The 24,292-nt window shown below is 74.2% G+C and carries 3 protein-coding genes; all 3 read left to right on the top strand.

Annotated elements, in window-relative coordinates:
* The first annotated feature begins 1,047 nt into the window (after positions 1-1,047).
* The 3 genes from ACWDVB_RS10450 to ACWDVB_RS10440 all read left to right on the top strand — a co-directional run bounded on the left by ACWDVB_RS10450 (position 1,048) and on the right by ACWDVB_RS10440 (position 24,254).
* Positions 1,048-2,256 carry a cytochrome P450 gene (locus ACWDVB_RS10450; RefSeq protein ID WP_451514304.1) on the top strand — a complete coding sequence of 403 codons (1,209 nt, stop codon included), beginning with the start codon at positions 1,048-1,050 and terminating at the stop codon, positions 2,254-2,256.
* A gap of 104 nt (positions 2,257-2,360) precedes the next feature.
* On the top strand, positions 2,361-3,713 hold the full coding sequence (locus ACWDVB_RS10445) for a serine hydrolase domain-containing protein (RefSeq protein WP_451514305.1): 1,353 nt from the start codon (positions 2,361-2,363) through the stop codon (positions 3,711-3,713).
* Between the two features lie 1,014 nt (positions 3,714-4,727).
* Positions 4,728-24,254: a non-ribosomal peptide synthase/polyketide synthase gene (locus ACWDVB_RS10440; RefSeq protein ID WP_451514306.1), complete on the top strand. Its 19,527-nt coding sequence runs from the start codon at positions 4,728-4,730 to the stop codon at positions 24,252-24,254.
* Positions 24,255-24,292: the final 38 nt, after the last annotated feature.

Below are 24,292 nucleotides of genomic sequence, written 5' to 3'. Positions count from 1 at the left end.
CGGGTATCGGGTCCGGTGCGCCGCCGGTGGCCCTGGAACCGCGAGGGCGGGTGTGCTGACGTGCAGGCGCACGCCAATTGGCCGGATCTGTGCGTTGAGAGAGAGGGGGGTGGTGTTCCGTCCGGTCCTGGAGTGGGCGAGCGATGCGGCGGTGGCGTGTAACCGACCGGAACGCGTCGTCCGTGGGCCGGATACGCGCACGGCGTGTTGAGCCACCGTCCCGTCGGCGGGGCCCGGGATTGTCCGCTGGCCAAATCATCACCCCAGATCGGGGGAGATCTCGGCCGATATGCCGACGGCGTGGTGGAGCGTCCATCCGGTCCGGTCGGCAGCGTTCGGCGTGCCCGTACGCGTACTGGCCGCGTTCTTTTGCGCACAGTCCGGTTTGCGGATGAGTTGCCGGGGCACACGCGGCGGTGCGGCATTTGGCGGTCGGCCGTGACGCGCGGTCGGCCGGACGAATGGCCGAGCGGTGACGCAAAAGCACCGGTGGAGCACTCTCCGTTCAACCTCTGGGGGTTGCTTGCACGTGACTCGCCATGAAGACTGTGGCCGAGTTCTATCGAAACGAAGGTGTTCCGAGGGGGGCGCATCATGCCAATCGTGGCACGGCACACGCTGCGATTGCGTGCTCTCACACACTCGTTTCGAACGGCCGGGACTGGAGGTTCGCTGTCCGTCCAGGAGCCGGGAGGGGCCCGCGCGTATCCGGTGCGCGGGAGGTATCGCCGAGGGGGATGGTTATGTCGGGTTGGCGCGCCGCACGACTGGGCCGACTGCGGGATCGTGGTCGGCCGTGCAGCCGCGGCGGCATCCTGCACCGCATGTGCTGAGGCCCGGGAGTCCGTTCTGGTGTCGGACTGACGCCGATTGAGCGTCCCGCGGTACGAGGACCCCGCAGGGCACGTGCCGTTCTTGTTCATGTCCAGGCGACAGTGACACAGCTGTGCCCAGGGCTGTGCCGCCCTGGCCGACCCTGTCCATCACATCCCTGTGCGCGTGACCCCACCGTGCCCGCACGCGCCAGCCGCTAGCAAGGGAGACAAGGTGATCAGCAAGCAACCGACGGGCGAGCGACCCCTCTTGGAGGAGTTACCCGACCGCTGGCAGGGCTTACGCGACACCGGGCCGGTGCGGTACGACGAGACGCAGCGCGTCTGGCAGGTGCTCGACCACGAGACCGTCTCCGCCGTGCTCGCCGACCCGGCGACGTACTCCTCGGAGCTCTCCACTCTCGCACCCACCCAGTCCGACTTCGAGACCTTCACCCAGGGCAACTTCGTCGGCATGGACCCACCGGAGCACCGGAAGCTCCGCACCCTGGTGAGCCAGGCGTTCACGCCGCGTGTCATACAGGGCCTCGAACCTCGCATCGAGGCCGTCTGCGCCCGTCTCCTCGACGCCGTGGCCGACCACGACCGGTTCGACCTGGTCGACGCGCTGGCCTATCCGCTGCCGATCATCGTCATCGCCGAACTCCTTGGCATCCCGGCGGAGGAACACCGGCTCTTCCAGGAGTGGGCGAGTGTCCTGTTCGGCGGTGACCAGCTCGGCGAGGCGCCCGACATGGCCGACCTGGAGCGGGCGCTGGAAGCCATCGCCCCCACTGTGCGCGAGATGAACGGCTACATGCTGGAGCACATCCGCGCTCGCCGCGCCGACCCCGGTGACGACCTCACCAGCAGCCTCATAGCCGCCGAGGTGGACGGTGTGCGCCTCGCCGACCAGGAGATGGTCGGCTTCGTTGCCCTGCTGCTGGTGGCCGGGCACATCACCACGACCGCGCTGTTGGGCAACGCGGTCGTCACCTTCGAACGGCGCCCCGACACGGATGCCGCGCTGCGCGCCGACCCCACGCGCGTCCCGGCCGCCGTCGAGGAGGTCCTGCGCTGGCTGCCGCCCTTCCCCGAGCTGGGCCGCAGGGTCACCCGGCCCGTGGTCCTCGGCGGTCACGAGATCCCGGCCGACACGATGCTGATGGCCCATCTCGGCGCCGCCAACCGGGATCCCGCCCGGTTCACCGCCCCCGACGTCTTCGACGTGACCCGAAGCCCCAACCCCCACTTGACCTTCGGGCACGGCATCCACTTCTGTTTCGGCGCGCCGCTGGCCCGGCTGGAAGCGCGGATCGCTCTTCACATGTTGCATGAACGATTCCGCAAACTGGTGATCCCCTCCTACGAGGACATCGTCTACCAGAACCCGGCCGTCCTCATCGGCGTACGACATCTGCCTGTAGAGGTCGGCAGACCGTAGTCCCCGGCGCACCCAGCGTCCCCTCCGGCCGGCCCGCACCGCTCGTTCCCGGGCCGGATCGGCACACCCGCACATGAGACCCACCCAACGGGAGTCCCCTTCTCATGCCGTACACCATCCCCCCCGCCCCGGTCGCCTTACGGGCGCCGTCCCTATTACGCCGTGAACTGCAAGAGCGTCTCGATGACCTGGCCCGGACCCACCGGGTGCCCGGCGCCCAACTGGCCCTGGACACCGGCAGTGACGTCGTCGCCGTGCACACCGGCACCGCCGCCGTCACCACCGGCAGCCCCTTCACCGCGGACACCGCGGTTCCGCTGGGATCGCTGACCAAGCCCTTCACCGCCGCGCTCGTCATGCTCCTGGCCGACGACGGCGACCTCGACCTGGACGAGCCGGCCGCCGAACACCTGGTCGAACTGGCCGGCACCCCCGAAGTGACGGTCCGCCAACTCCTTTCGCACACCGGCGGCTTGCCCACAGGGCCCGACTCCGACACCGCCGCCGCGACCACCCCCGCGCGCTATTTGACGGCCGTCTGCACCGCCCGCGATCTGCTGTTCACGCCCGGGACCGACTTCTCCTACTCCAACGCCGGCTACGTCGCCGCCGGACGGCTGGTGGAGACGGTCACCGGCATGCCGTGGCCCGAGGCCGTGCGGGCGTTGCTTCTCGAACCCCTCGGTATCCTGCCCGCGTTCGTCGGCGACGCAGCGCCCGTACGTCCGCTGGCCGCGGGGCACGCCGTCAACACCGTCACCGGGCAGGCCGTCGCCGCCCGGCAGAACCTGGCATCGCTGGAGGCACCGGCCGGCGCGCTGCTCGCGAGCGCCCTGGACCTGGCCGCGTTCGGCAACGCGCTGACCGGCCGCTCGGATCTGCTGCCGCCCGCCGTCGCCAAGGAGATGCGCCGGGCCGAGACCGCCGCCGATCCGGGGACGCTCGCCGACGGCTGGGGTGCCGGACTCGCCCTGTACCAGCGGGACGGCCGGATGTGGTGCGGCCACGACGGCAACGCCCAGGGCACGTCCTGCCACCTGCGGGCCGACCCGGAGAGCGGAGTCGTGGTGGCCTTCACGGGCAACGCCGGGGGCGCCACCGCTCTCTGGCACGACCTCGCCGAGTATCTGGCCCAGCTCACCGGCATCCGGGTGCCCGCTGAGGCGCTCACCACGGACCGCGGCCGTCCCGTCGGCCTGCCCGACTGTGCGGGCACCTACCGCAACGGCACCATGACCTACCGCGTCGCGCCCGGACCGGACGGTACGCCGGCCCTGTCCGTCGACGGGGACCTGCCCCTTCCGCTGATCTGCTACGCCGACCTGTCCTGCGATCTGCGAGATCCGGCCACCGGGCGTGTCGAACCCGGTGGCCGGTTCCACCGCGATCCGGCCACCGGCACGATCGACCGGGTGCAGATATCCGGGCGCACCGCGCGCCGCGCCGACGACGGCTGAGCACGACCGGCGCCGCCATGGGCTCCGACGGGCACGGCTTCCGGTCGGGGGACGGGTTGCCGACCGACGTCGGCGCCAGTCCGGTTCGGTTCGGGCCGGTTCGGTTCGGACCGGTTCGGTCGAGGGCTGACGGCGCGTCGGTTCCGGTTTCCTCGGGGGTCGGTCGCGGGCCCAGCACCCGTCGCCTGGGGGCTGGTGCGGGTGCGCGTTGCCGCCTTGCCGTGTGGCACCGGTTCCGGTGGCGGTTCGACGTGGCCAGTCCGGACCGGCGGGTCACCGTCGCTGGACCACTGCGGCGGCGTCCGGTGGGGCCACTGCCGGGCCACGGTGGCGGCACACCGGTCCGCCGGGCACCGGTCGGCTCCGGCGATACCGGTCACCGGACCGCTGACCGGGCCCGCAGGCGGGCCCGGTGGTGGGCCGGGGGGTCGGATCGACGGGAGCCGGTGGTCGGTCGCTCGGTCGCTCGGGCGCTCGGGCGGCGGGTCGGTCGGTGAGCCGAGTGTTTCTGGCCCTCGGGCCGTGCCGTTCCGGTCACCGCGGTCGGGTGGATCGGCTGCCAATGCCGGTGGTTCGGCCCCAGGGTTCGGGGGTTCGGTCTCCGGGTCGGGGGGGCTCGGTCTCCGGGTTCCGGGGTTCGGCCACCGGGCTCGGGGGTCCGGTGGCCGAACCCCGGTGGGCTCGGGCGCCGCCGGTGGCCGCGGTCGCCGGATGCCTTGGCTCTCCCGGCGGTCCCGGCGGTCCCGGTGGTGGGCCGCTCGCCAGGGTGGCCGAACACCGGGACCGGTGAGTCGTTCGTCGGAGCCACGGCTCAGTCACCTGCGCACGCTCGTCGGTCACCGCACCACCCCGCCGTATCCCGTCCGCTCCCCACCAGGTCACCATCCCGTTCCACCGCACCGCCGCGCACACCCGGTGTGTCACGTCCGATCCAGCGCACCGCCCACGAGGCGAGGCCGGGATCGTCCGCGTGGCCCGCGCCGCATCGCCCCGCTCTCCAGAAGGACTTCACCCATGACGGACCTGCACGACAAGCCCGCACCGGCGTCCTCCCTGCCGCAGGGCGGCCCCACCGCCGACGCGTCGGAGAACGCGGCGGCTCCGGCGTATCCGACGCTCGGCGAGTTGTTCACCGTCTGGGTGATCCGAACCCCGGACGCACCGGCCCTCACCGACGGCCGACGGACCTGGACCTACCGTGAACTGGCCGACCGTACCGACCGGTTGGCCGCGCACCTGATAGGCCGGGGAGCGGGGCCGGACCGGGTGGTGGCCCTGGTCCTGCCGCGCTCCATGGAGCTGATCGCGGCGGAGCTGGCCGTCGCTCGGGCGGGCGCCGCCTTCCTGCCCGTGGACCCCGCCTACCCCGCCGAGCGCCGTGCGCTGATGCTCGCCGACGCCGCGCCCGCGCTCACCCTGGACGATCCGCGCCAGGTGCGCGAACTGCTGGAGACCGAAGAGGGAGCGGGACACACGGACGGCCCAGGCGTCGACGCGGACCACGCGGCCTACGTCATCTACACCTCCGGTTCCACCGGCACCCCCAAGGGCGTGACGGTGACCCACCGCGGCATCGGCGGCTTCACCGCGGCCGCCGCCGAACGGTACGCGGTGGGTCCCGGGGGCCGGGTGCTCCAGTTCTCGTCGCCGAGCTTCGACGCCTCCGTCCTGGAGCTGTTCATCTCCGTCCTGTCCGGTGCCACGCTCGTCGTACCGCCGCACGGGCCCTGGCTGGGCGACGAACTCGCCGCGGTCCTGGAGGAGCACCGCATCACCCACGCCCTCATCCCGCCCGCCGCGCTGGCCTCTCTGCCCGACCCCGCGTTGGGCACCGCCCGCCACCTGCGCACGCTGATCGTGGGCGCCGAGGCCTGCCCGGCCGGGCTCGTGGACCGCTGGGCACCCGGCCGCCGGATGATCAACTCCTATGGCCCGACCGAAACCACCATCGTCGCCACGTGGACCGGGCCGCTCACCGCGGGCAGCGGTACGCCGACGATCGGCGGCGCTCTTCCGCACACCCGGGTGTACGTCCTGGACGCCGCGATGCGGCCCGTGCCGCCCGGCGCCGACGGCGAGTTGTTCGTGGGCGGTGACGCGGTGGCCCGCGGCTACCTGGGCCGCCCCGGCCTGACGGCGGCGCGGTTCGTCGCCGATCCCTTCGGCACGCCCGGAGCGCGTCTGTACCGCACCGGTGACCGGGTGCGGTGGAACGCCGAGGGGGAGCTGGAGTTCCTGGGCCGCCTTGACCGGCAGGTGAAGATCCGCGGCTTCCGGATCGAGCCGGGCGAGATCGAGGCGGCGTTGCGCCGGGCCGGCGACGGTGCTGTCGGCGAGGCCGTGGTCGTGGTCCGCGAGGACGTGCCTGGCCATCAGCGCCTCGTCGCCTACGTCACCGCCGCCCCCCAGACTGCGCCCGCCAGCCCCGCCAGCCCCGCCAGCCCCGCCAGCCCCGCCAGCCCCGCCAGCCCCGACGGCGCCAACAGTCCCGACGGCGCCACCGGCGTCCATGGCACCACCGTAGGCTCGACCGACCACGGGGGCCCCACCGGCGCCCACGGCCCGACCGCCCCCACCGACCCCAACGGCGCCACCGTCGCCCCGACCGCCCCGACCGCCCCGACCGCCCCGACCGCCCCGACCGGCCCCACCGGCCCGACCGCCCCGGACGACACGGTGGTCTCCAACAGCCTTCCCGCCCCCGCCCCCGCCCCGCACCCCCTAGACCCGGCCGCCCTGCGCGCCGCCATCGGGGCCATGCTGCCCGGGCACATGGTGCCGTCCGCCATCGTGGTCCTTGACCGGATGCCCCTCACCCCGCAGCACAAGATCGACCGGCGGGCCCTGCCCGCGCCGGAGCGGTCGGTATCGGTCGGCCATGTGCCGCCGCGGTCGGCCGAGGAGTGGGCCCTCGCCGGGATCTGGGCGGATGTCCTGGGCGTCGACGCGGTCGGGGTCACCGACGACTTCTTCGACCTGGGCGGTGAGTCGATCCTCGCCGCCCGTCTGCTCGCCCGCGTCCGGGACGACCTGGGCGTCCGGCTGACCGTGCGGGACGTGTTCACCGCGCGGACGATCGCCGCGCTCGCGCCCCTGCTCGCCGACCCGTCGGCGGCCGCGCCGCTGGAGCCGATCCCGCCGGCCCCCCGCGAGGGCAGGCTGCCACTTTCCAGCGCGCAGCGGCGGTTGTGGTACCTGGACGATCTCACCGACGGCGGAACCGAGTACAACACCGGCGTCTCTCTCAGGCTGCGCGGCGCCCTGGACCCGGACGCGCTGCGCCGCTCCCTGCTCCGTCTCGCGGCCCGGCACGACTCCCTGCGCACCACGTTCCCCACGATCGACGGCCAGGGCGTCCAGCGGGTCGCGCCGGAGCCGGACGTACCCCTGCGCACGGCCGATCTCACCGGCGTACCCGACGCACGCCGCGCCGAGGCCGCCGAGGGGCTGCTCACCAAGGAACTGGGCCGCCCGTTCGACCTGGCGGCCGGACCGCTCACCCGGGCGCTGCTCGTCCGGCTCGCCGCCGATGAGCACCTGCTGCTCCTGGCCCAGCACCACATCGTCACCGACGGCTGGTCGGTCGGCATCCTCACCCGTGAACTCGCCGCCCTCTACCACGCGGAGGCCACCGGTGAGCCGGACGGACTGACGCCACCCGTCGTTCAGTACCCGGACTTCGCGGTCTGGGAGCGCCGACAGCGGGCCGGTGACGTGGACACCGCCGACCTGGCCTACTGGAAGCGACACCTGGCGGGCCTCCAGCACCTGGAGCTGCCCACGGACCGGCCGCGCCCCGCCGAGCGCACCACCGTCGGCGCGACCCACCGGCACGTGCTGCCCGAGGAGTTGACGTCCCGGCTGCGGCAACTGGCCGCGGGCCGCGGTACCACGGCGTTCACCCTGTTCGCGGGCGCCGCCGCGCTGCTGTTCTCCCGCTACTCGGGACAGCGGGACATCGCGCTCGGCACCGTCACCAACGGGCGCGGCCGCCGGGACCTGGAGGACGTGCCGGGCTTCTTCGCCAACACCGTGGTGCTCCGTGGCGAAGTGGACGAACGGACGACCGTGGACCGGTTCGTGGAGACGATGCGGACGACGGTGCTTGACGCCTTCGCCCACGACGGGGTTCCGTTCGACCGGGTGGTCGAGGAGCTGGCCCCGCCCCGCGACCCGAGCCGCACCCCGCTGGTGCAGGTGCTCGTCGTGCAGCAGACCGCCTCTCCCGCACCTCCGCTCGCCGGTGGTCTGCGCGTCACCGGACACCCGCTGCCCCGCCCGGCCGCCCGCTTCGACCTGGTCCTGGAGTTCACGCCGGACGCGGACGGCGGCTGTGTGCTGACCGTGGAGTACAACAAGGACCTGTTCGACGCGGCGACCGTGATCCGGATGACCGCCCACCTGCACCGGCTGCTCGAGGGCATGGCGGACGGCCCGGGCCGCACGCTGGCCGAACTGCCCATGCTGGCGGCCGAGGAGCAGCGCGCGCTGGTGGAGAGCTGGAATCCGCCCGCCCGCGCGGCGCGGGAGAACGAGTACGGCACGCTGCCCGCACTGCTGCACGCCCAAGCGGCCCGGACCCCGGACCGTACCGCCGTCGTCTGCGGCGGGGTCCGGTTCGACTACGCCGAAGTCGCCCGGCGCGCGTCCCGCCTTGCCCGGCTGCTCGTCGCGCGCGGCGCCGGACCCGAGAACCTGGTCGCGCTCTGCCTGCCGCGCTCCGCCGACCTCGTGCCCGTGCTGTGGGCGGTGCTCGCCTCGGGCGCCGGATACCTGCCGGTCGACCCGGCCTATCCCGCCGAGCGGGTCCGCCTCATGCTCGACGACGCCCGGCCCGCCCTCGTCCTCGCCACCCGGGAGACCGCCTCCGCGCTGCCCCCCGAGTGCGTACCGCTGCTCCTTGAGGACTGCGCCGCGCCGGACGCGCCCGACGCCGCGGTGACCGACGCCGCGGTGACCGACACCGCTCTGACCGAGACCGCGCTGACCGACGCCGACCGGCTCCGGCCGCTGCTGCCGGACCATCCCGCGTACGTCATCTACACCTCGGGTTCCACGGGCCGCCCCAAGGGCGTGGTGGTCAGCCACCGCAGTGCCGCCGCGCTGGCCGCGTGGGCGGGGGAGCGGTTCGGGCCCGAGGGCCTGGCCCATGTGATCGCCTCCACCTCCCTCAACTTCGACGTCTCGGTGTTCGAACTGATCTGCCCTCTGGTGGCCGGTGGCACCGTCGAGGTGGTCGCCGACCTGACCGCCCTCGCCGACGGCACCGGGCCCCGGCGCGCCACTCTGCTCAGCGGCGTGCCGTCCGTCGTCTCCCGGCTCGTCGCGGACGGCACGGCACCCCTGACCGCCGACACCGTCGTCCTCGCCGGGGAGGCCCTGCCCGCGCAGACCGCGCAGGACGTACGGGCCGCCATGCCCGGCTGCCGGATCGCCAACGTCTACGGCCCCACCGAGGCCACCGTGTACGCCACCGCCTGGTTCGGCGGTGACCGGCTGCCGGAGCAGGCCCCGCCCATCGGCGACCCGGTGGCGCTCACTCGCACCTACGTACTGGACACCGCCCTGCGGCCGCAGCCCGTCGGCGTCCCCGGCGAGCTGTACCTCGGGGGCGGCGGCCTGGCCCGCGGCTATCTGAACCGGCCCGGACTGACCGCCGCCCGGTTCGTCGCCGACCCGTTCGGCGCGCCGGGGGAGCGCATGTACCGCACCGGCGACCTGGTGCGCCGACGCTCCGACGGCGTACTCGAATACGTGGGCCGGACGGACCAGCAGGTCAAGGTGCGCGGCTTCCGCATCGAACTGGGCGAGGTGGAGGAGGCGCTGCGCGGCTGCGCGGGCGTGGCCGAGGCGGCCGCCCTCGCCGCCACCGACGGCGACGGCAACCGCCGCCTGATCGGTTACGTCGTCCCGGCCACCGGGCAGCACACCGAACCCGCGGCGGTGCGCCGCGACCTGGGACGTACGCTGCCCGACTACATGGTCCCGACGACCGTCGTCGTACTGGACGCCCTGCCGCTCAACCCCAACGGCAAGCTCGACCGCGGCCGGCTCCCCAGCCCCGGCCCCGCCGTGCGCGCGGTACGCCACGTCGCGCCCCGCACACCCACCGAGGGCACCCTCGCCGGGATCTGGGCGGAGGTGCTGCGGGAGGAACGCGTCGGCGTCGACGACAACTTCTTCGAACTCGGCGGCGACTCGATCCTCAGCATCCAGGTAGTGGCCCGCGCCCGGCAGGAGGGCCTGCCGCTCACCTCACGGGACCTCTACCAGCACCAGACCGTGGCCGCCCTCGCGCACCGCGCGGACGCGGCGGCGGGCCCGCGCGAAGCCGCGCCCGCGCCGGAGGCGGCCACCGGCACGGCCCCCCTGACGCCCATCCAGCACTGGCTGTTCGACGCCGTCGGCGAACACGCCGGCCACTTCTCCCAGGCGCTGTCCCTGCGGATGCCCGCCGACCTGGACCCGGCGGCGCTGGAGGACGCGCTGAACGACCTGGTCACCCACCACGACGCCCTGCGCTCCCGCTTCAGCGCCGGTGAGCCGGTGGGCTGGCGCATCGACGAGCAGACCACCCGCCTCCAACTGGCACGCCACACCGGCCCGGAGACGGACACCCCGCACCTCGGCCCGTTCGACCTCGCCCGGGGACCGCTGCTGCGGGCCGTACTGCACGACCCAGGCGCCGACACCGGCGCCGACGTGCCCCGCGTGCTGCACCTCGCCGTGCACCACCTGGTGGTCGACGGAGTCTCCTGGCGGCTGCTCCTCGAAGACCTGGACCGCGCCTACCGGGCCCGCCGCGCGGGCCAGGACGGCGCCGCGGCACTGCCCGCGAAGTCCTCGCCGCTGCGGCAGTGGGCCCGCAGGCTGAGCGCCCACGCGGCGGACGGCGGCTTCGACGACGAGCGCGCGTACTGGGCCGAGGCGCTCCCCGCCGCCGGGCCCACCCCGCCCGCCCAACTGACGGGCGACCGCGGTACATACGCAGAGCAGAGGTCGCTCACCGTGCGCCTCGGCACCGAGGAGACCGCGGCCCTGCTGCGCACCCTGCCCGACACCTACCGCACCCAGGCCAACGACGTCCTGCTCGGCGCGCTCGGCCGGGCCCTGTGCGGCTGGGGCGGCCGGGAGCGGGTGGTGGTCGACGTCGAGGGGCACGGCCGCGAGGAGCTCTTCGGCGAGCTGGACATCAGCCGCACGGTCGGCTGGTTCACGACCCGGTACCCCGTCACGCTCGCCGTCCCCGAGGACGCCGGCTGGGACACCGTACTGAAACAGGTCAAGGAGCAGTTGCGCGCCGTACCACGCAACGGCCTCGGCCACGACGCGCTGCTCCGGCTGGCCGGTCCCGGGGCGGCGCCGCGCACCGCGGACGCGCGGATCAGCTTCAACTACCTGGGCCGCATGGACACGCCGGAAGACCCCGACAGCCTCTACCGGGGCACCGTACGCCCCCTGGAACTGGACGCCGACCCGGCGGCCGAGCGCCCGCACGTCCTTGAGGTCGTCGGCCAACTCGTGGGCGACGCGCTGGAGTTCACCTGGCTCTACGCCGACCTGCCGGGCCGCAAGGACACGGTCGCGGACCTCGCCGGGCGCTTCAGCGACGCGCTCAGCGATCTGGCCCGGCACGCCGCCCGGCCGGGCGCCGCGGGGCGTACGCCGTCCGACTTCCCGCTGGCCCTGCTCGACCAGGCCGCCGTGGACCGGATCACCGGCGCGGACCCGGCCGCGGTGGCCGATGTCCTGCCGCTCACGCCCACCCAGGCGGGCATGCTCTTCCACGGCCTGTCCCAGGACGACAGCGGCGTCTACGTCCAGCAGCTGACGTTCGTCCTCGACGGCGTGCCCGACCCGGCGGCCCTCGCCGCGGCCTGGCAGCACGTCACCGACCGTACCGACGTGCTGCGCGGCCGGGTCGTCTGGCAGGACGTACCCGAACCGCTCCTGGTGGTGGAGCGCCACGCGGCCGTGCCCGTCACCCACGTGGACTGGCGCGACCTGACGGAGGACGAGCGCCGCGCCCGCCTCGACGACCTGCTGGCCCGGGACCGCGCCGACGGCATCGACCTCGGGCGGGCCCCGCTCCAGCGCCTCCTGCTCGCCCGCGTCTCCGCCACCGCCGTGCGCGTGGTGTGGTCCTTCCACCATCTGCTCCTTGACGGCTGGAGCATGTTCCAGGTGCTCTCGGACGTCTTCGCCCACCACGCCGGACCCGACACCGCCACCCTCCCGCACCGCCCGCCCTACCGGGAGTACGTGTCCTGGCTGCGGCGGCGCGACATGGAAGCGGCCGAACGGCACTGGCGGCGCCGCCTGTCCGGCCTGACCGAGGCCACGCCGCTGCCCTACGACCGTGAGCCGCGCGAGGCCCACCGCGCCGAGTCCACACACGCGGTCCACGGCACACTGCCCGCGGCCACCACCCGGGCGCTGGAAGAACTGGCCCGCACCTCCGGCCTCACCCTCAACACCCTGGTACAGGGCGCCTGGGCACTGCTCCTCGCCCGGCAGGCGGGCCGCGACGACGTGGTGTTCGGCACCACCGTCTCCGGCCGACCGCCCGAACTGCCCGGCGCCGAGGCCATGACCGGCCTGTTCATCACCACCCTGCCCACCCGGGTCACCGTCCCCGGCCACGGCACCCTGCTCGACTGGCTGCGCGCGCTCCAGCACGACCAGAGCGAGGACCGGCGCTTCGACCACCTGCCGCTCACCCGGATGAAGACGTACACCCAACTCCCCGAGCGCGTCGCGCTGTTCGACAGCATCGTCGTCTTCGAGAACTACCCGGTGGACGACGACCTCGCCGCCACCCACGGACTGCGCCTGAGCGGCCTGGAAGGTGTCGAGACCACCAACTACCCACTCAGCCTCACCGCTTACCCGGGTACGGAGCTGGTCCTGCGCCTCGGTTACGACCCCGAGCTGTTCGACGCCGACACGGCCGGGCGCATGGCCGAGTACCTGACCGTCCTGCTCACCGGCATGACCACTGGCTCGGGGCGCCCGCCCGCCCGGCTGCCGCTGCTCGGCCCGGACCGCCGCGAACAGGTCCTGCGCACCTGGAACGACACCGCCACCGACCTGCCCGACAGCACCGTCGCCGACCTCTTCACCGCCCAGGTGCGCCGCACTCCCGACGCCGTGGCCCTGGAAGCCGGGGACGAGCACCTCACCTACCGCGAACTCGACGCCCGCGCCGCCCGATTGGCGGCACAGCTGGCTGAGGCAGGAGTACGTCCGGAACACCCGGTCGGCGTCCTCATGGACCGCTCCGTCGACCTGATCGTCACCCAGCTGGCGCTCGTGCGCACCGGCGGCGTGTACGTGCCGCTGGACGGCAGGGCACCGGCCGAGCGGCTGCGCCGGACCCTGGCGGAGGCCGGGGCCGGCCTGCTGCTCACCGATGCCGCCTGGGAGACGACGGCCCGCGAGGTGCTGCCGGGCGACGGCGTCCTGCGCGCCGACGCCGCCTTCGAGGCCACTGGCCCCAGCGGTCCCGCTGGTCACACCAGCCCCGCCAGCCCCACCGGTCCTACCGGCCCCGCGTCCGACCGGGCCCTGCACCCCGACAACGTCCAGTACCTGATGTTCACCTCGGGCTCCACCGGCACGCCCAAGGGCGTCGCGGTACGCCAGCGGGACGTCGCCGCGCTCGCCCTCGACCGGGCCTTCGCCGGGCACGACCGCGTCCTCGTCCACTCACCGCACGCCTTCGACGCCTCAACCTACGAGGTGTGGGTGCCGCTGCTGCGCGGCGGCACGGCCGTCCTCGCCCCGCCCGCCGACCTGGACGCCGCCCAGGTCCGGCACGCCATCACCAGGCAGCGGGTGAGCTGCCTGTGGCTGACCGCGGGCCTGTTCCGCCTCCTCGCCCAGGAGGACCCCGGCTGCCTGCGCGGCGCCCGAGAGGTGTGGACGGGCGGTGAAGCGGTGCCGGGCGCGGTGGTGCGCCGGGTCCTCGACGCCTGCCCCGGACTGACCGTCGTCGACGGATACGGCCCCACCGAGACCACCACCTTCGCCACCCGCCGCGTCTTCCGCTCCGGCGACCCGCTGCCCGCGGTGCTGCCCATCGGACGCCCGCTCGACAACACCCGCGTGTACGTCCTTGACGGCACCCTCCAGCCGCAGCCGCCGGGCATCCCCGGCGAGCTGTACATCGCCGGCGCCGGCCTGGCCCGCGGCTACGCGGGGCGGCCCGGCGCGACCGCCGCCCGCTACCTCGCCGACCCCTACGGCCCGCCCGGCACCCGCATGTACCGCACCGGCGACATCGTGCGCTGGAGCGCCGACGGCGAACTGCACTTCGTCGGCCGCGCGGACGACCAGATCAAGATCCGCGGCTTCCGTGTCGAACCCGCCGAGATCGAGGCGCGGCTCACCGCCCACCCGGCCGTCGCCGAGGCCGTCGTATCCCTGTACGAGGACGGCGGACGCAAGCGGCTTGCCGCCCACGTCGTGCCGACCGGCGCCGCCGAACCGCCCTCCGCCGCCGGGTTGCGCACCCACCTGGCGGCCGGACTGCCCGACTACATGCTGCCCGCCGCGTTCGTCACCGTGCCCGAGCTGCCCCTGACAGACAACGGCAAGGTCGACCGGCGGCGGCTGCCCGCACCCGACTGGGCGGCGGGCGGCGAACAGGCCCACCGCGCCCCGCGCACCGAGGCGGAGCGCGTCCTCGCCGGGATCTGGGCCGAGCTGCTCGGCGTGGCACAAGTCGGTGTGGACGACAACTTCTTCATGCTGGGCGGCGACTCCATCCTCAGCATCCAGGTGGTGTCCCGGGCCCGCGCCGCAGGACTCGCGCTCAGCCCCCGTGACCTCTTCCGGCACCCCAGCGTGGCCGAACTGGCCGCCGCCACCGGCGGCGCCGCACCCGCCGTCGCCGGTACCGAACCCGTCACCGGAGCGGCGGACCTCCTCCCGATCCAGCACTGGTTCCTCGACCCGCGCCCGGCGCACCCCGACTTCTTCAACCAGTCCGTCGTCATCGAGACGGGCGACGCCGTCGACCAGAACGCCCTGCGCACCGCCCTCACCGCCCTGTGGACGCACCACGACGCCCTGCGCGCCCGGTTCCTCCTCGACGACGAGGGCGCCCGGGAGGGACCCTGGCGGCAGGACATCGCCGCCGCCGACGGCCCGATACCCGACCTGCTCAAGGTCCACGATCCGGCGGACGAGGAGTGCGCCACCACGGCGGCGCACACCGGACTGCGCCTCGACACCGGCCCGTTGCTCACCGCCCGGCTCTTCACCGCCGACGGCGCCCGGCCCGCCCGGCTGCTGCTCGTCGCCCACCACCTGGTGATCGACGGCGTCTCCTGGCGCATCCTCCTGGAGGACCTGGAGACCGCCTACCGGCAGGCCGCCTCCGGCGAACCCGTACGGCTGCCCGCCCGCACCACCTCCGTACAGGAGTGGGCCGCCCGACTGCGCGACGACGACCGCTTCGCCGCGCAGCTCGGCCACTGGGAGCGCACCGCCCGGGCCTGCGCCGACCCGCTGCCCGTGGACCTCGACGGCGGCAACACCACGGCCGACGTCCGCGAGGTCACCGTCCGCCTCGACCGCGAACACACCGACGGCCTCCTGCGCCGCGTCCCCGGCGTCTACCGCACCCGCGTCGACGACGTCCTGCTCACCGCGCTGGGCCGGGCCCTCGGCGACTGGACCGGACGCGACACCGTCGCCGTCGGCCTGGAAGGGCACGGCCGCGAGGACCAGCTGTTCGAGGACGTCGACCTGTCCCGCACCGTCGGCTGGTTCACCTCCCTCTTTCCCCTCGCGCTGTCCGTCCCGGCCGGGTCCTGGGGCACCGCGTTGAAATCGGTGAAGGAGCAGCTGCACGCCGTACCCGACCGCGGAATCGGCTACGGCGTACTGCGCCACCTCGCCCGCGAGGACCGGCTCACCGACGCGCCCGAACCCGGCATCAGCTTCAACTACCTGGGCCGCTTCGACTGGTCCGCCGACGAAGGCACCCTCGTCGCGGCAGTGCCTGGCGGCCTGGGCGGAGCCGAGGCCCCGGACACCGAACGGCCGCATCTTATGGATGTCGTGGCCCGGGTCGAGGACGACCAGCTGGAGATCACCTGGTACTACAGCGCCGGACGGCACCACGAGGAGACCGTCACCGCGCTGGCCGATGCCATGCTGCGGGCGCTCGGCGACATCGTCGCGCACTGCGCGCTGCCGGACGCGGGCGGCCGTACCCCGTCGGACTTCCCGCTGGCCCGCCTCGACCAGGCCGCCGTGGACCGGATCGCCGGGGACGGCCGGGACGTCGCGGACGTCTACCCGCTGACGCCGATGCAGGCAGGCATGCTCTTCCACAGCCTGCTCGACGCCGACAACCGTACGTACGTCAACCAGGTGCAGCTCGTACTGTCCGGCGTCACCGACCCGCACGCGCTCGCACAGGCTTGGCAGCACACCGCCGACGCCAACCCGGTGCTGCGCACCCACCTGACGTGGCTGGAGACCGCGGAGCCCCTCCAAGTCGTCCGGCACCGGGCCACCGTGCCCGTCACCCACCACGACTGGTCCGGATGGTCCGTCGAGCGCGGCACACGGGAGCTGGACCGTCTGCTCGCCGAGGACCGGGAGGCCGGCATCAATCTGGGCGCCGCGCCCCTGATGCGGCTGATGCTGATCCGGCTCACGGCGGACCGGGTCCGGCTGGTGTGGACCTTCCACCACGTCCTGCTCGACGGCTGGAGCGCCGCCCAGGTCTTCGAAGAAGTATGCGAGCGGTACGCCGCCCTGACCGCGGGACACCGCCCGCAGCTGCCCGACCGGCGGCCCTTCGCCGACTACCTGCGCTGGCTGGCCGGGCAGGACACCGACCGCGCCGAACGGTACTGGCGCACCACCCTCGCGGGCTTCCAGGCGCCCACCGAACTGCCCCGCGACCGGCGGCCCACCGAGGCCCACCGCGCCTCCTCCTCCGAGTCCGTGCGGATGGCCCTCGGCGTGGACGTCTCGGCACGGCTGCGGGAGACCGCCCAACGGGCCGGACTGACCCTCAACACGGTCGTCCAGGGCGCGTGGGCGCTACTACTGTCCCGTTACGGCGGCGGCGAGGACGTGGTGTTCGGTACGACCGTCTCCGGCAGGCCCGCCGACCTGCCCGGTGTCACCTCGATGGTCGGCCTGTTCATCAACACCCTGCCCGTCCGGGCACGCGTCGACGGGCGGCGCGCGCTGCTTGACTGGCTGCGCGAACTCCAGGACGCCCAGGTGGAGGCCCGGCGCCACGACTTCGTGTCGCTGGCGCAGGTGCAGTCGTGGAGCGACGTGCCCGGCGGCACCAGCCTGTTCGACTCCCTCGTGGTCTTCGAGAACTACCCCTTCGACGAAGGCGCCATGGCCCGGCACGGTCTGGCGATGGAGGGGGAGCGGGACCTGGAACCGACGAACTACCCGCTCAGCGTGGTCGTCGCGCCCGGCGAGACGCTGGCCGTGAACCTGGACTACGACCCGGCCGCCTTCGACGCCGACACGGTGGAGGCGCTCGGAGAGAGCCTGCGCACCCTGCTGACCGGTATGGCCGACGCGCCGGACCGCCGCCTGGCCGACCTGGCCCTCCTCGACCCGGCCGAGGGACGCGACCTGGTGACCCGGTTCGGCGGACGGGTGGCCGAGGCACCGTACGACACCCTGCCGGAGGCGTTCCGGCGGCAGGTGGAGCGCACTCCCGACGCCCCGGCCGTCCGCCACGCCGACACCTGCCTCAGCTACCGCGAACTCGACGCCCGCTCCAGCAGGCTGGCCCGGCTGCTCATCGCCTCCGGCGCCGGACCCGAGCGCTTCGTCGCACTCTGCCTGCCCCGCACCGCCGACCTGGTCGTGGCGCTCCTCGCGGTGCTCAAGAGCGGCGCCGGGTACCTGCCGGTCGACCCGCAGTACCCCGCCGAGCGCGTCGCGTTCCTCTTCGACGACGTACGGCCGGACGCCGTGATCACGGCCGCCGAGACCGCGGGCCGACTGCCTGAAGGGCCACACGCCCGGATCATGCTTGATCTTGACCAGGAGCCCGGCACCGACCTGCCGGACACCCCTGTCGGCGACGCCGAACGCCACACCACCCTGCTGCCCGCGCACCCGGCCTACGTCATCCACACCTCCGGCTCGACCGGCCACCCCAAGGGAGTGGTCGTCAGCCACGCGTCCGTGCGTGCCCTGACCGACTGGGCGGCGGCCGAGTTCACCGGGCGCGGCCTTGAGCACGTGGTGGCCTCCACCTCGCTCAACTTCGACGTGTCGGTCTTCGAGATCTTCTCGCCGCTGCTTTCCGGCGGCTGCGTGGAGATCGTCCGCGACCTCCTTGCCCTCGCCGAACGCACCGGACCCTGGCGGGCCGGACTGCTCAGCGCGGTGCCCTCGGCCCTGGACCGGCTGCTCGCCGAGGACGCCGTCCACCTCACCGCGGACACCGTCGTCCTCGCTGGGGAGGGGCTGCCCGCCCGGACCGTCGGCCGGGTCCGCGCGGCCGTGGCCGACAGCCAGGTGCACAACATCTACGGCCCCACCGAGGCCACCGTCTACGCCACCGCCTTCACCTGCGACCCCGCCGACCCCGACCGCGACCCGCCGATCGGCCGACCGCTCGGCGGCGCCCGCGCCTACGCCCTGGACGAGCGAATGCGCCCGGTGCCCGCCGGCGCGCCCGGCGAACTGTTCCTCGCCGGAACCGGTGTCGCCCGCGGCTACCTGCGCCGCCCCGGCCTGACCGCCGCCCGGTTCCTGCCCGACCCGTTCGGCCCGCCCGGCAGCCGCATGTACCGCACCGGCGACCTGGTCCGCTGGACGGCCGACGGCGACCTCGTCTACCTCGGCCGCGGCGACGATCAGGTCAAGGTGCGGGGCTTCCGTATCGAACTCGGCGAGGTGGAGGCGGCGCTGGCCTGCCACCCGGCGGTGGCGGCGGCAGCGGCCCGCGTCGTCGAACACGGCGGGCACCGGCGCCTGATCGGGTACGTGGTGCCTCACGGGGCGGTCCTGCCCGTGTCCGCCGAGCATGCCGGCGTGGCCGGCGGCGTGACGGTCCTGCCCGTGTCCACTGAGGATGCGGGGGCCGCCGGCCCGGCCGACGATCCGCAGACCCGGTCGGCTGCTGGTGATGACGTGGGGGACCGCCTGACGGGCCGTCCGGTCCCTGGTGGTGATGTGGGGGACCGCCTGACGGGCAGTCCGGCTTCGGCCGGTGATGTGGGGGACCGCCCGACGGGCAGTCCGGCTCCCGCTGGTGACGTGGAGGATCACTCGACGGGCCGTCCGGCCTCCGCCGGTCCTGCGGAGCACCGCCTGACGAGCCAGCGGAGGCCCGGTCATGTGGAGGACGGCCCGACGAGCCGACCGGCCTCCGCCGGTCATGCGGAGGACGGCCCGACGAACCAACTGGCCTCCGCTGGGCATGTGGAGGGCCACCCGACGAGCCGACCGGCCCCCGCCGGTCACGCACAGCACCGCCCCGCCCCCCTGCCCGACACCGGTGAACTCCGCGCCTTCCTCGCCCGGAGTCTCCCGGACCACCTGCTGCCCGCCCTCGTCGTCCCGCTGGAGCGGCTGCCGCTCGGGGCCACCGGCAAGCTCGACCGCCGGGCGCTGCCCGTGCCCGAGTGGGGGGCGCCGACCGTCGGCACGGGGGGCCGGGCGCCGCGTACCGAGGCCGAGCAGACCCTCGCGGGCATCTGGTGCGAGGTGCTCGGCGTACCCGAAGTCGGAGCGGAGGACAACTACTTCACGCTCGGCGGCGACTCCGTTCTCGGTATTCAGATCGTCTCCGCCGCCCGCCGGGCCGGGCTCAGCCTCACGCCCCGGCACCTGTTCACCCACCAGACGCTCGCCGAACTCGCCGCCGTGGCCGAGCGGGTGCCCGACACCGGCGGAGCCGCCGCCGAGCAGGGCCCGGTAACCGGTGACGCCCCGCTCACCCCCGTACAGCACTGGCTTCTGGACACCCTCACGGGCGACCCCGCCCACTTCAGCCAGACGGTCTCCTTCGAGCTGGCCGCCGATCCCGACGAGGCACTGCTGCGCGCCGCCCTCTCCGCCGTACTGGAGCACCACGACGCACTGCGGATGCGCTTCGAGCCGCTCGGCGACGGACGCTGGCGGCAGTACGGCACCCCGCCCGGCGACCGTGACGTCCACCTGGAGGTGCACGACCGGACGGCCCCGGAGGAGGTGGCCGACGCCTTGGGCGCGGACTTCGACCTGGCCCGTGGACCGCTGCTGCGGGCCGCGCTGTGCCGGACGGGCGACGGTGGGCGGCCGGTGCTGCTGCTCGCCGCCCACCACCTGGTCGTGGACGCGGTGTCCTGGCGCCTGGTCCTGGAGGACCTGGACGCCGCTTACGACGCGCTGCGCGACGGCGCACGGCCCGCCCTCGCCCCGAAGAGCACGTCGTTCCGGACGTGGGCGCGGCGGCTCGCCGAGCACACCGAGGTGGGCGGTTTTGACGGTGAACTCGCCCACTGGCGCGGGGTCGACGATGACGCCGCCGCGCTGCCCGTCGACCGCCCCGGCGGCGCGAACACCGTCGCCGACGAGGAGAGCGTGACCGTAGGCCTCGACGCCGAGGAGACCCGTCGGCTGCTCCAGGACGTGCCGGACGTGTACCGCACCCGCGTCAACGACGTCCTGCTGAGCGCCCTTGGCCGGGTCCTGGCCCGCTGGACCGGGCAGGACCGGGTGGCGGTGACCCTGGAGGGACACGGCCGCGAGGAACTGTTCGAGGACACCGACCTCGCCCGGACCACCGGCTGGTTCACCGCCATGTACCCCGTCGCCCTGGACGTGCCCCGCGACGCGGACACCGGCACCGTGCTGAAGGCCGTCAAGGAGAACTTGCGGGCCGTGCCGCACGGCGGACTCGGCTACGGCGCGCTGCGCTTCCTGCACCCCACGGCCGGGCGCGAACTGCCCGCCCTGCCGCCGGTCTGCTTCAACTACCTGGGCCGACAGGACCGCACCGGCACCCCGGGCGGCCTGCTGCACACGCCCTACGGGGGTCTCGCTGGCGGCATGGACCGGTCGGCGCAGCGGCCGTACCTCCTCGACGTACTCGGCACAGTGAGCGCGGAGCGGCTGGAGTTCACCTGGTCGTACTCCCGCGAGGTGCACGACCGGGAGACCGTCATCCGGCTGGCGGACGAGCTGACCGACGAACTGCGCGTCATCGTCCGGCACTGCGCCGAGCCCGGCGCCGGCGGCCGCACCCCCGCCGACTTCCCGCTCGCCCCGCTGGACCAGGCGGGCGTCGACCGGCTCGTCGGCGACGGAGCGGACGTGGCGGACGTCTATCCGCTCACGCCCACCCAGACCGGCATGGTGATGCACGGTCTGGACGAGGCGGAACACGGCCTGTACGTCGAGCAGATCACATTCGTGGCGGACGGCGCCCACGACCCGCGGACCCTGGCCGCCGCCTGGCAGCACGTCGTCGACCGCACCCCCGTGCTGCGCACCTCCGTCGCGCTGCGCGGCGTACCCGTGCCCCTCCAGGTGGTCCACCGGGACGTGACGCTGCCGGTCACCCAGCACGACTGGAGCGCGGTCCCGGCGGACCGGCACGACGCGGAGCTGGAACGGCTGCTCGCCGACGAGCGGGCCCGGGGCATCGCCCTGGACCGCGCCCCGCTGCTGCGGCTCGCCCTGGTCAGGATCGGGCCGGACGCGGTCCGCGTGGTGTGGACCTTCCACCACGTCCTGCTGGACGGCTGGAGCGTCTTCCACGTCCTGTCCGACGTCACGGCAGCGCATGCCGCCCTCACCCGCGGCGAGCAGCCCCACCTGCCCGAACGCAGGCCGTTCGCGGACTACGCCGGCTGGCTCGCCGCCCGAGAGACCCACGAGGCGCAGGAGCACTGGCGCGCCGCCCTGTCCGGTCTGCGCGGCCCGACCCCGCTGCCGTACGACCGGCGGCCCGCCCCGGACGCCACGGCCCGCTCCGGCACCTGGCTGTCCCAGTGGCTCGACACCGAACGGACCAGCCGCATCCAGGAGTTCGCCCGTCGGCAGCGCCTCACCCTCAACACCCTGGTGCAGGGCGCCTGGGCACTGCTCCTCGCACGGTGGAGCGGGGAACGGGAGGTCTGCTTCGGCACCACCGTCTCCGGACGGCCCGCCGATCTGCCCGGCGCCGACACCATCACCGGCCTGTTCATCACCACCCTGCCCGCCCGCACCGAGGTCGACGGCGGCGCCGACTGCGGCGCCTGGCTGCGCGCCTTCCAGGAGGCCCGCGCCGAGGACCGCCGCCACGACCACCTGCCCCTCACCACGCTGAACGCCCTCGGCGAACTGCCGCCCGGCACCGACCTGTTCGACAGCCTGGTGGTCTTCGAGAACTACCCCGTCGGCGACGCGACCGCGGGCGCCCACGGACTCGTCCTGCGGGACCTGGACGCCCGGGAGGCCACCAACTACCCGCTCACCGTGGTCGTCTCGCCCGGCGACCGGCTGACCGTCGAACTCGGCTACGACCCGCGGTACTTCGAAGAGTCCAACGCCGAATCGCTGGCCGGGCAGCTGCTGCACACCCTGGACGTCCTGGCCGCCTCGGACGGCACCGCCCGCCTGGACGACCTCGACGTCCTGCCACCGGCGCAGCGCGACCGGCTGCTGCGCGGCCCGATCCGCCCCGCGACCGGCCCGGTGCCCGCCGCCACCCTGCCCGCCCTCGTCGAGGCCGCCGTCGACCGATGGCCGACCGCAACCGCGCTCGAAGCGCTCGATGCCCTTGACGCGGGCGGCTCGGGCGGCACGGGCGGCGCGCCGCTGAGCTTCGCGGAGGCGGAGGACCGGGCCAACCGCCTTGCGCACCGGCTCATCGCCCGGGGCACCGGACCCGGCGACCTCGTCGCACTCCTGCTGCCCCGCTCGACGGACATGGTCCTTGCCCAACTGGCGGTGACGAAGGCGGGCGCCGCGTTCCTGCCCGTCGACCCGGCCTACCCGAAGGAGCGGATCGCCCTGATGCTGAGCGACGCCGCCCCCACCCTCACCCTCGACGCCCTGGAGATCGCCGACCTGCTCGCCGCCGCGCCGGACGGCGTCCCCGGACACCGGCCCACCGACGCCGACCGGACCCGCCCGCTCGACCTGGACGACCCGGCGTACGTCATCTACACCTCCGGCTCCACCGGTACGCCCAAGGGTGTCGTCGTCACCCACCGCGGGCTCGCCGCGTTCAGCGCCGCCGAGGCCGCCCACTACCAAGTCACCCCGGGAGACCGGGTGCTTGCCTTCGCCACGCCCAGCTTCGACGCCTGCGTCCTTGAGCTGTGCGCGTCACTGCCGCACGGTGCCCGTCTCGTCGTACCCCGGCCGGGACCGCTGCTCGGCGCCGAACTCGCCGACGTCCTGCGGGCCGGACGCGTCACGCACACCCTGCTTCCGCCCGCCGCGCTCGCCACGCTGCCGCCCGACACCCCCGGCACGCTGCCGGACCTGAAGACCCTGATCGTCGGCGCCGACGCGTGCGGCCCCGAACTCGTCGCACGCTGGGCGCCTCACCACCGTATGGTCAACTCCTACGGCCCCACCGAGGCCACCGTCGTCGCCACCTGGTCCGCACCGCTGGCCGCGGACGGCAGCGCACCGCCCATCGGCCGCCCGCTGCCCGCCACCGGCGCCTATGTCCTCGACGCCCGCCTGCGGCCGGTCCCCGACGGCGTCACCGGCGAACTCTGGCTGAGCGGACCGGCACTGGCCCGCGGCTACCTCGGCCGACCCGGTCTGACCGCGTCCCGCTTCACCGCCGACCCGTTCGGGCCGCCCGGGACCCGCATGTACCGCACCGGCGACCTGGTGCGCCGCGACAGCGCCGGCGAACTGCACTACCTGGGCCGTACGGACCACCAGCTCAAGCTGCGCGGCCACCGCATCGAGGCGGGCGAGGTCGAGGCGACCCTGGTCCGCCATCCGGGTGTGCTGGACGCCGTGGTGACGGTACGCGAGGACGAACCGGGCCTGCCGCGCCTGGTCGCCCACCTGCTCACGGCCTCTGACGCGGAATCGCCGGTCCCGGCGGAACTGCGGGAACTGGCCGCCCGCTCGCTGCCCGGGTACATGGTGCCGTCCGCGTTCGTGGTGCTCGACCGCTTCCCGCTCACCGAGAACGGCAAGACCGACCGGGCCGCCCTGCCCGCCCCGGCACCGGCCGAGGAGGAGCGGGAACGGCCCGAGTACGTGGCACCCCGCACCCCCACCGAGGAAGCGGTGGCGGCCATCTGGGAGGAGACCCTCCAGAGGGCCGTGGGCGCCGAGGACGACTACTTCCTGCTCGGCGGCGACTCGCTGCGCGCCCTGCTCATCGCCTCCCGCGCCAACGACGCGTTCGCCGTCACGCTCACCCCCCGCGACGTCCTGGTCTCCCGCACCGTCGCCGCCCTGGCGGAGCTGGTGGAGGACCAGGTGCTGAGCGAACTCGAGGAGACCGCGTACGACGAGGACGCCGCGTACGGCGGCCCCGACTCCGAAGACGCCGCGTACGGCGGCCCCGACCACGACAACGAACGGTGAGGATCCGACGACCATGACGTCTTCGACCCCTTCTGACT

It is taken from the genome of Streptomyces sp. NPDC003379, assembly GCF_053589195.1.
Note: the sequence above shows the minus strand (reverse complement) of the source record. Positions and strands in the feature narration are given on the sequence as shown.

What these genes read in the sequence shown, in the direction of transcription:
- ACWDVB_RS10440 (WP_451514306.1), top strand. Translation starts at nt 4,728, where the DNA reads ATGACGGACCTGCACGACAAGCCCGCACCGGCGTCCTCCCTGCCGCAG.
- ACWDVB_RS10445 (WP_451514305.1), top strand. Translation starts at nt 2,361, where the DNA reads ATGCCGTACACCATCCCCCCCGCCCCGGTCGCCTTACGGGCGCCGTCC.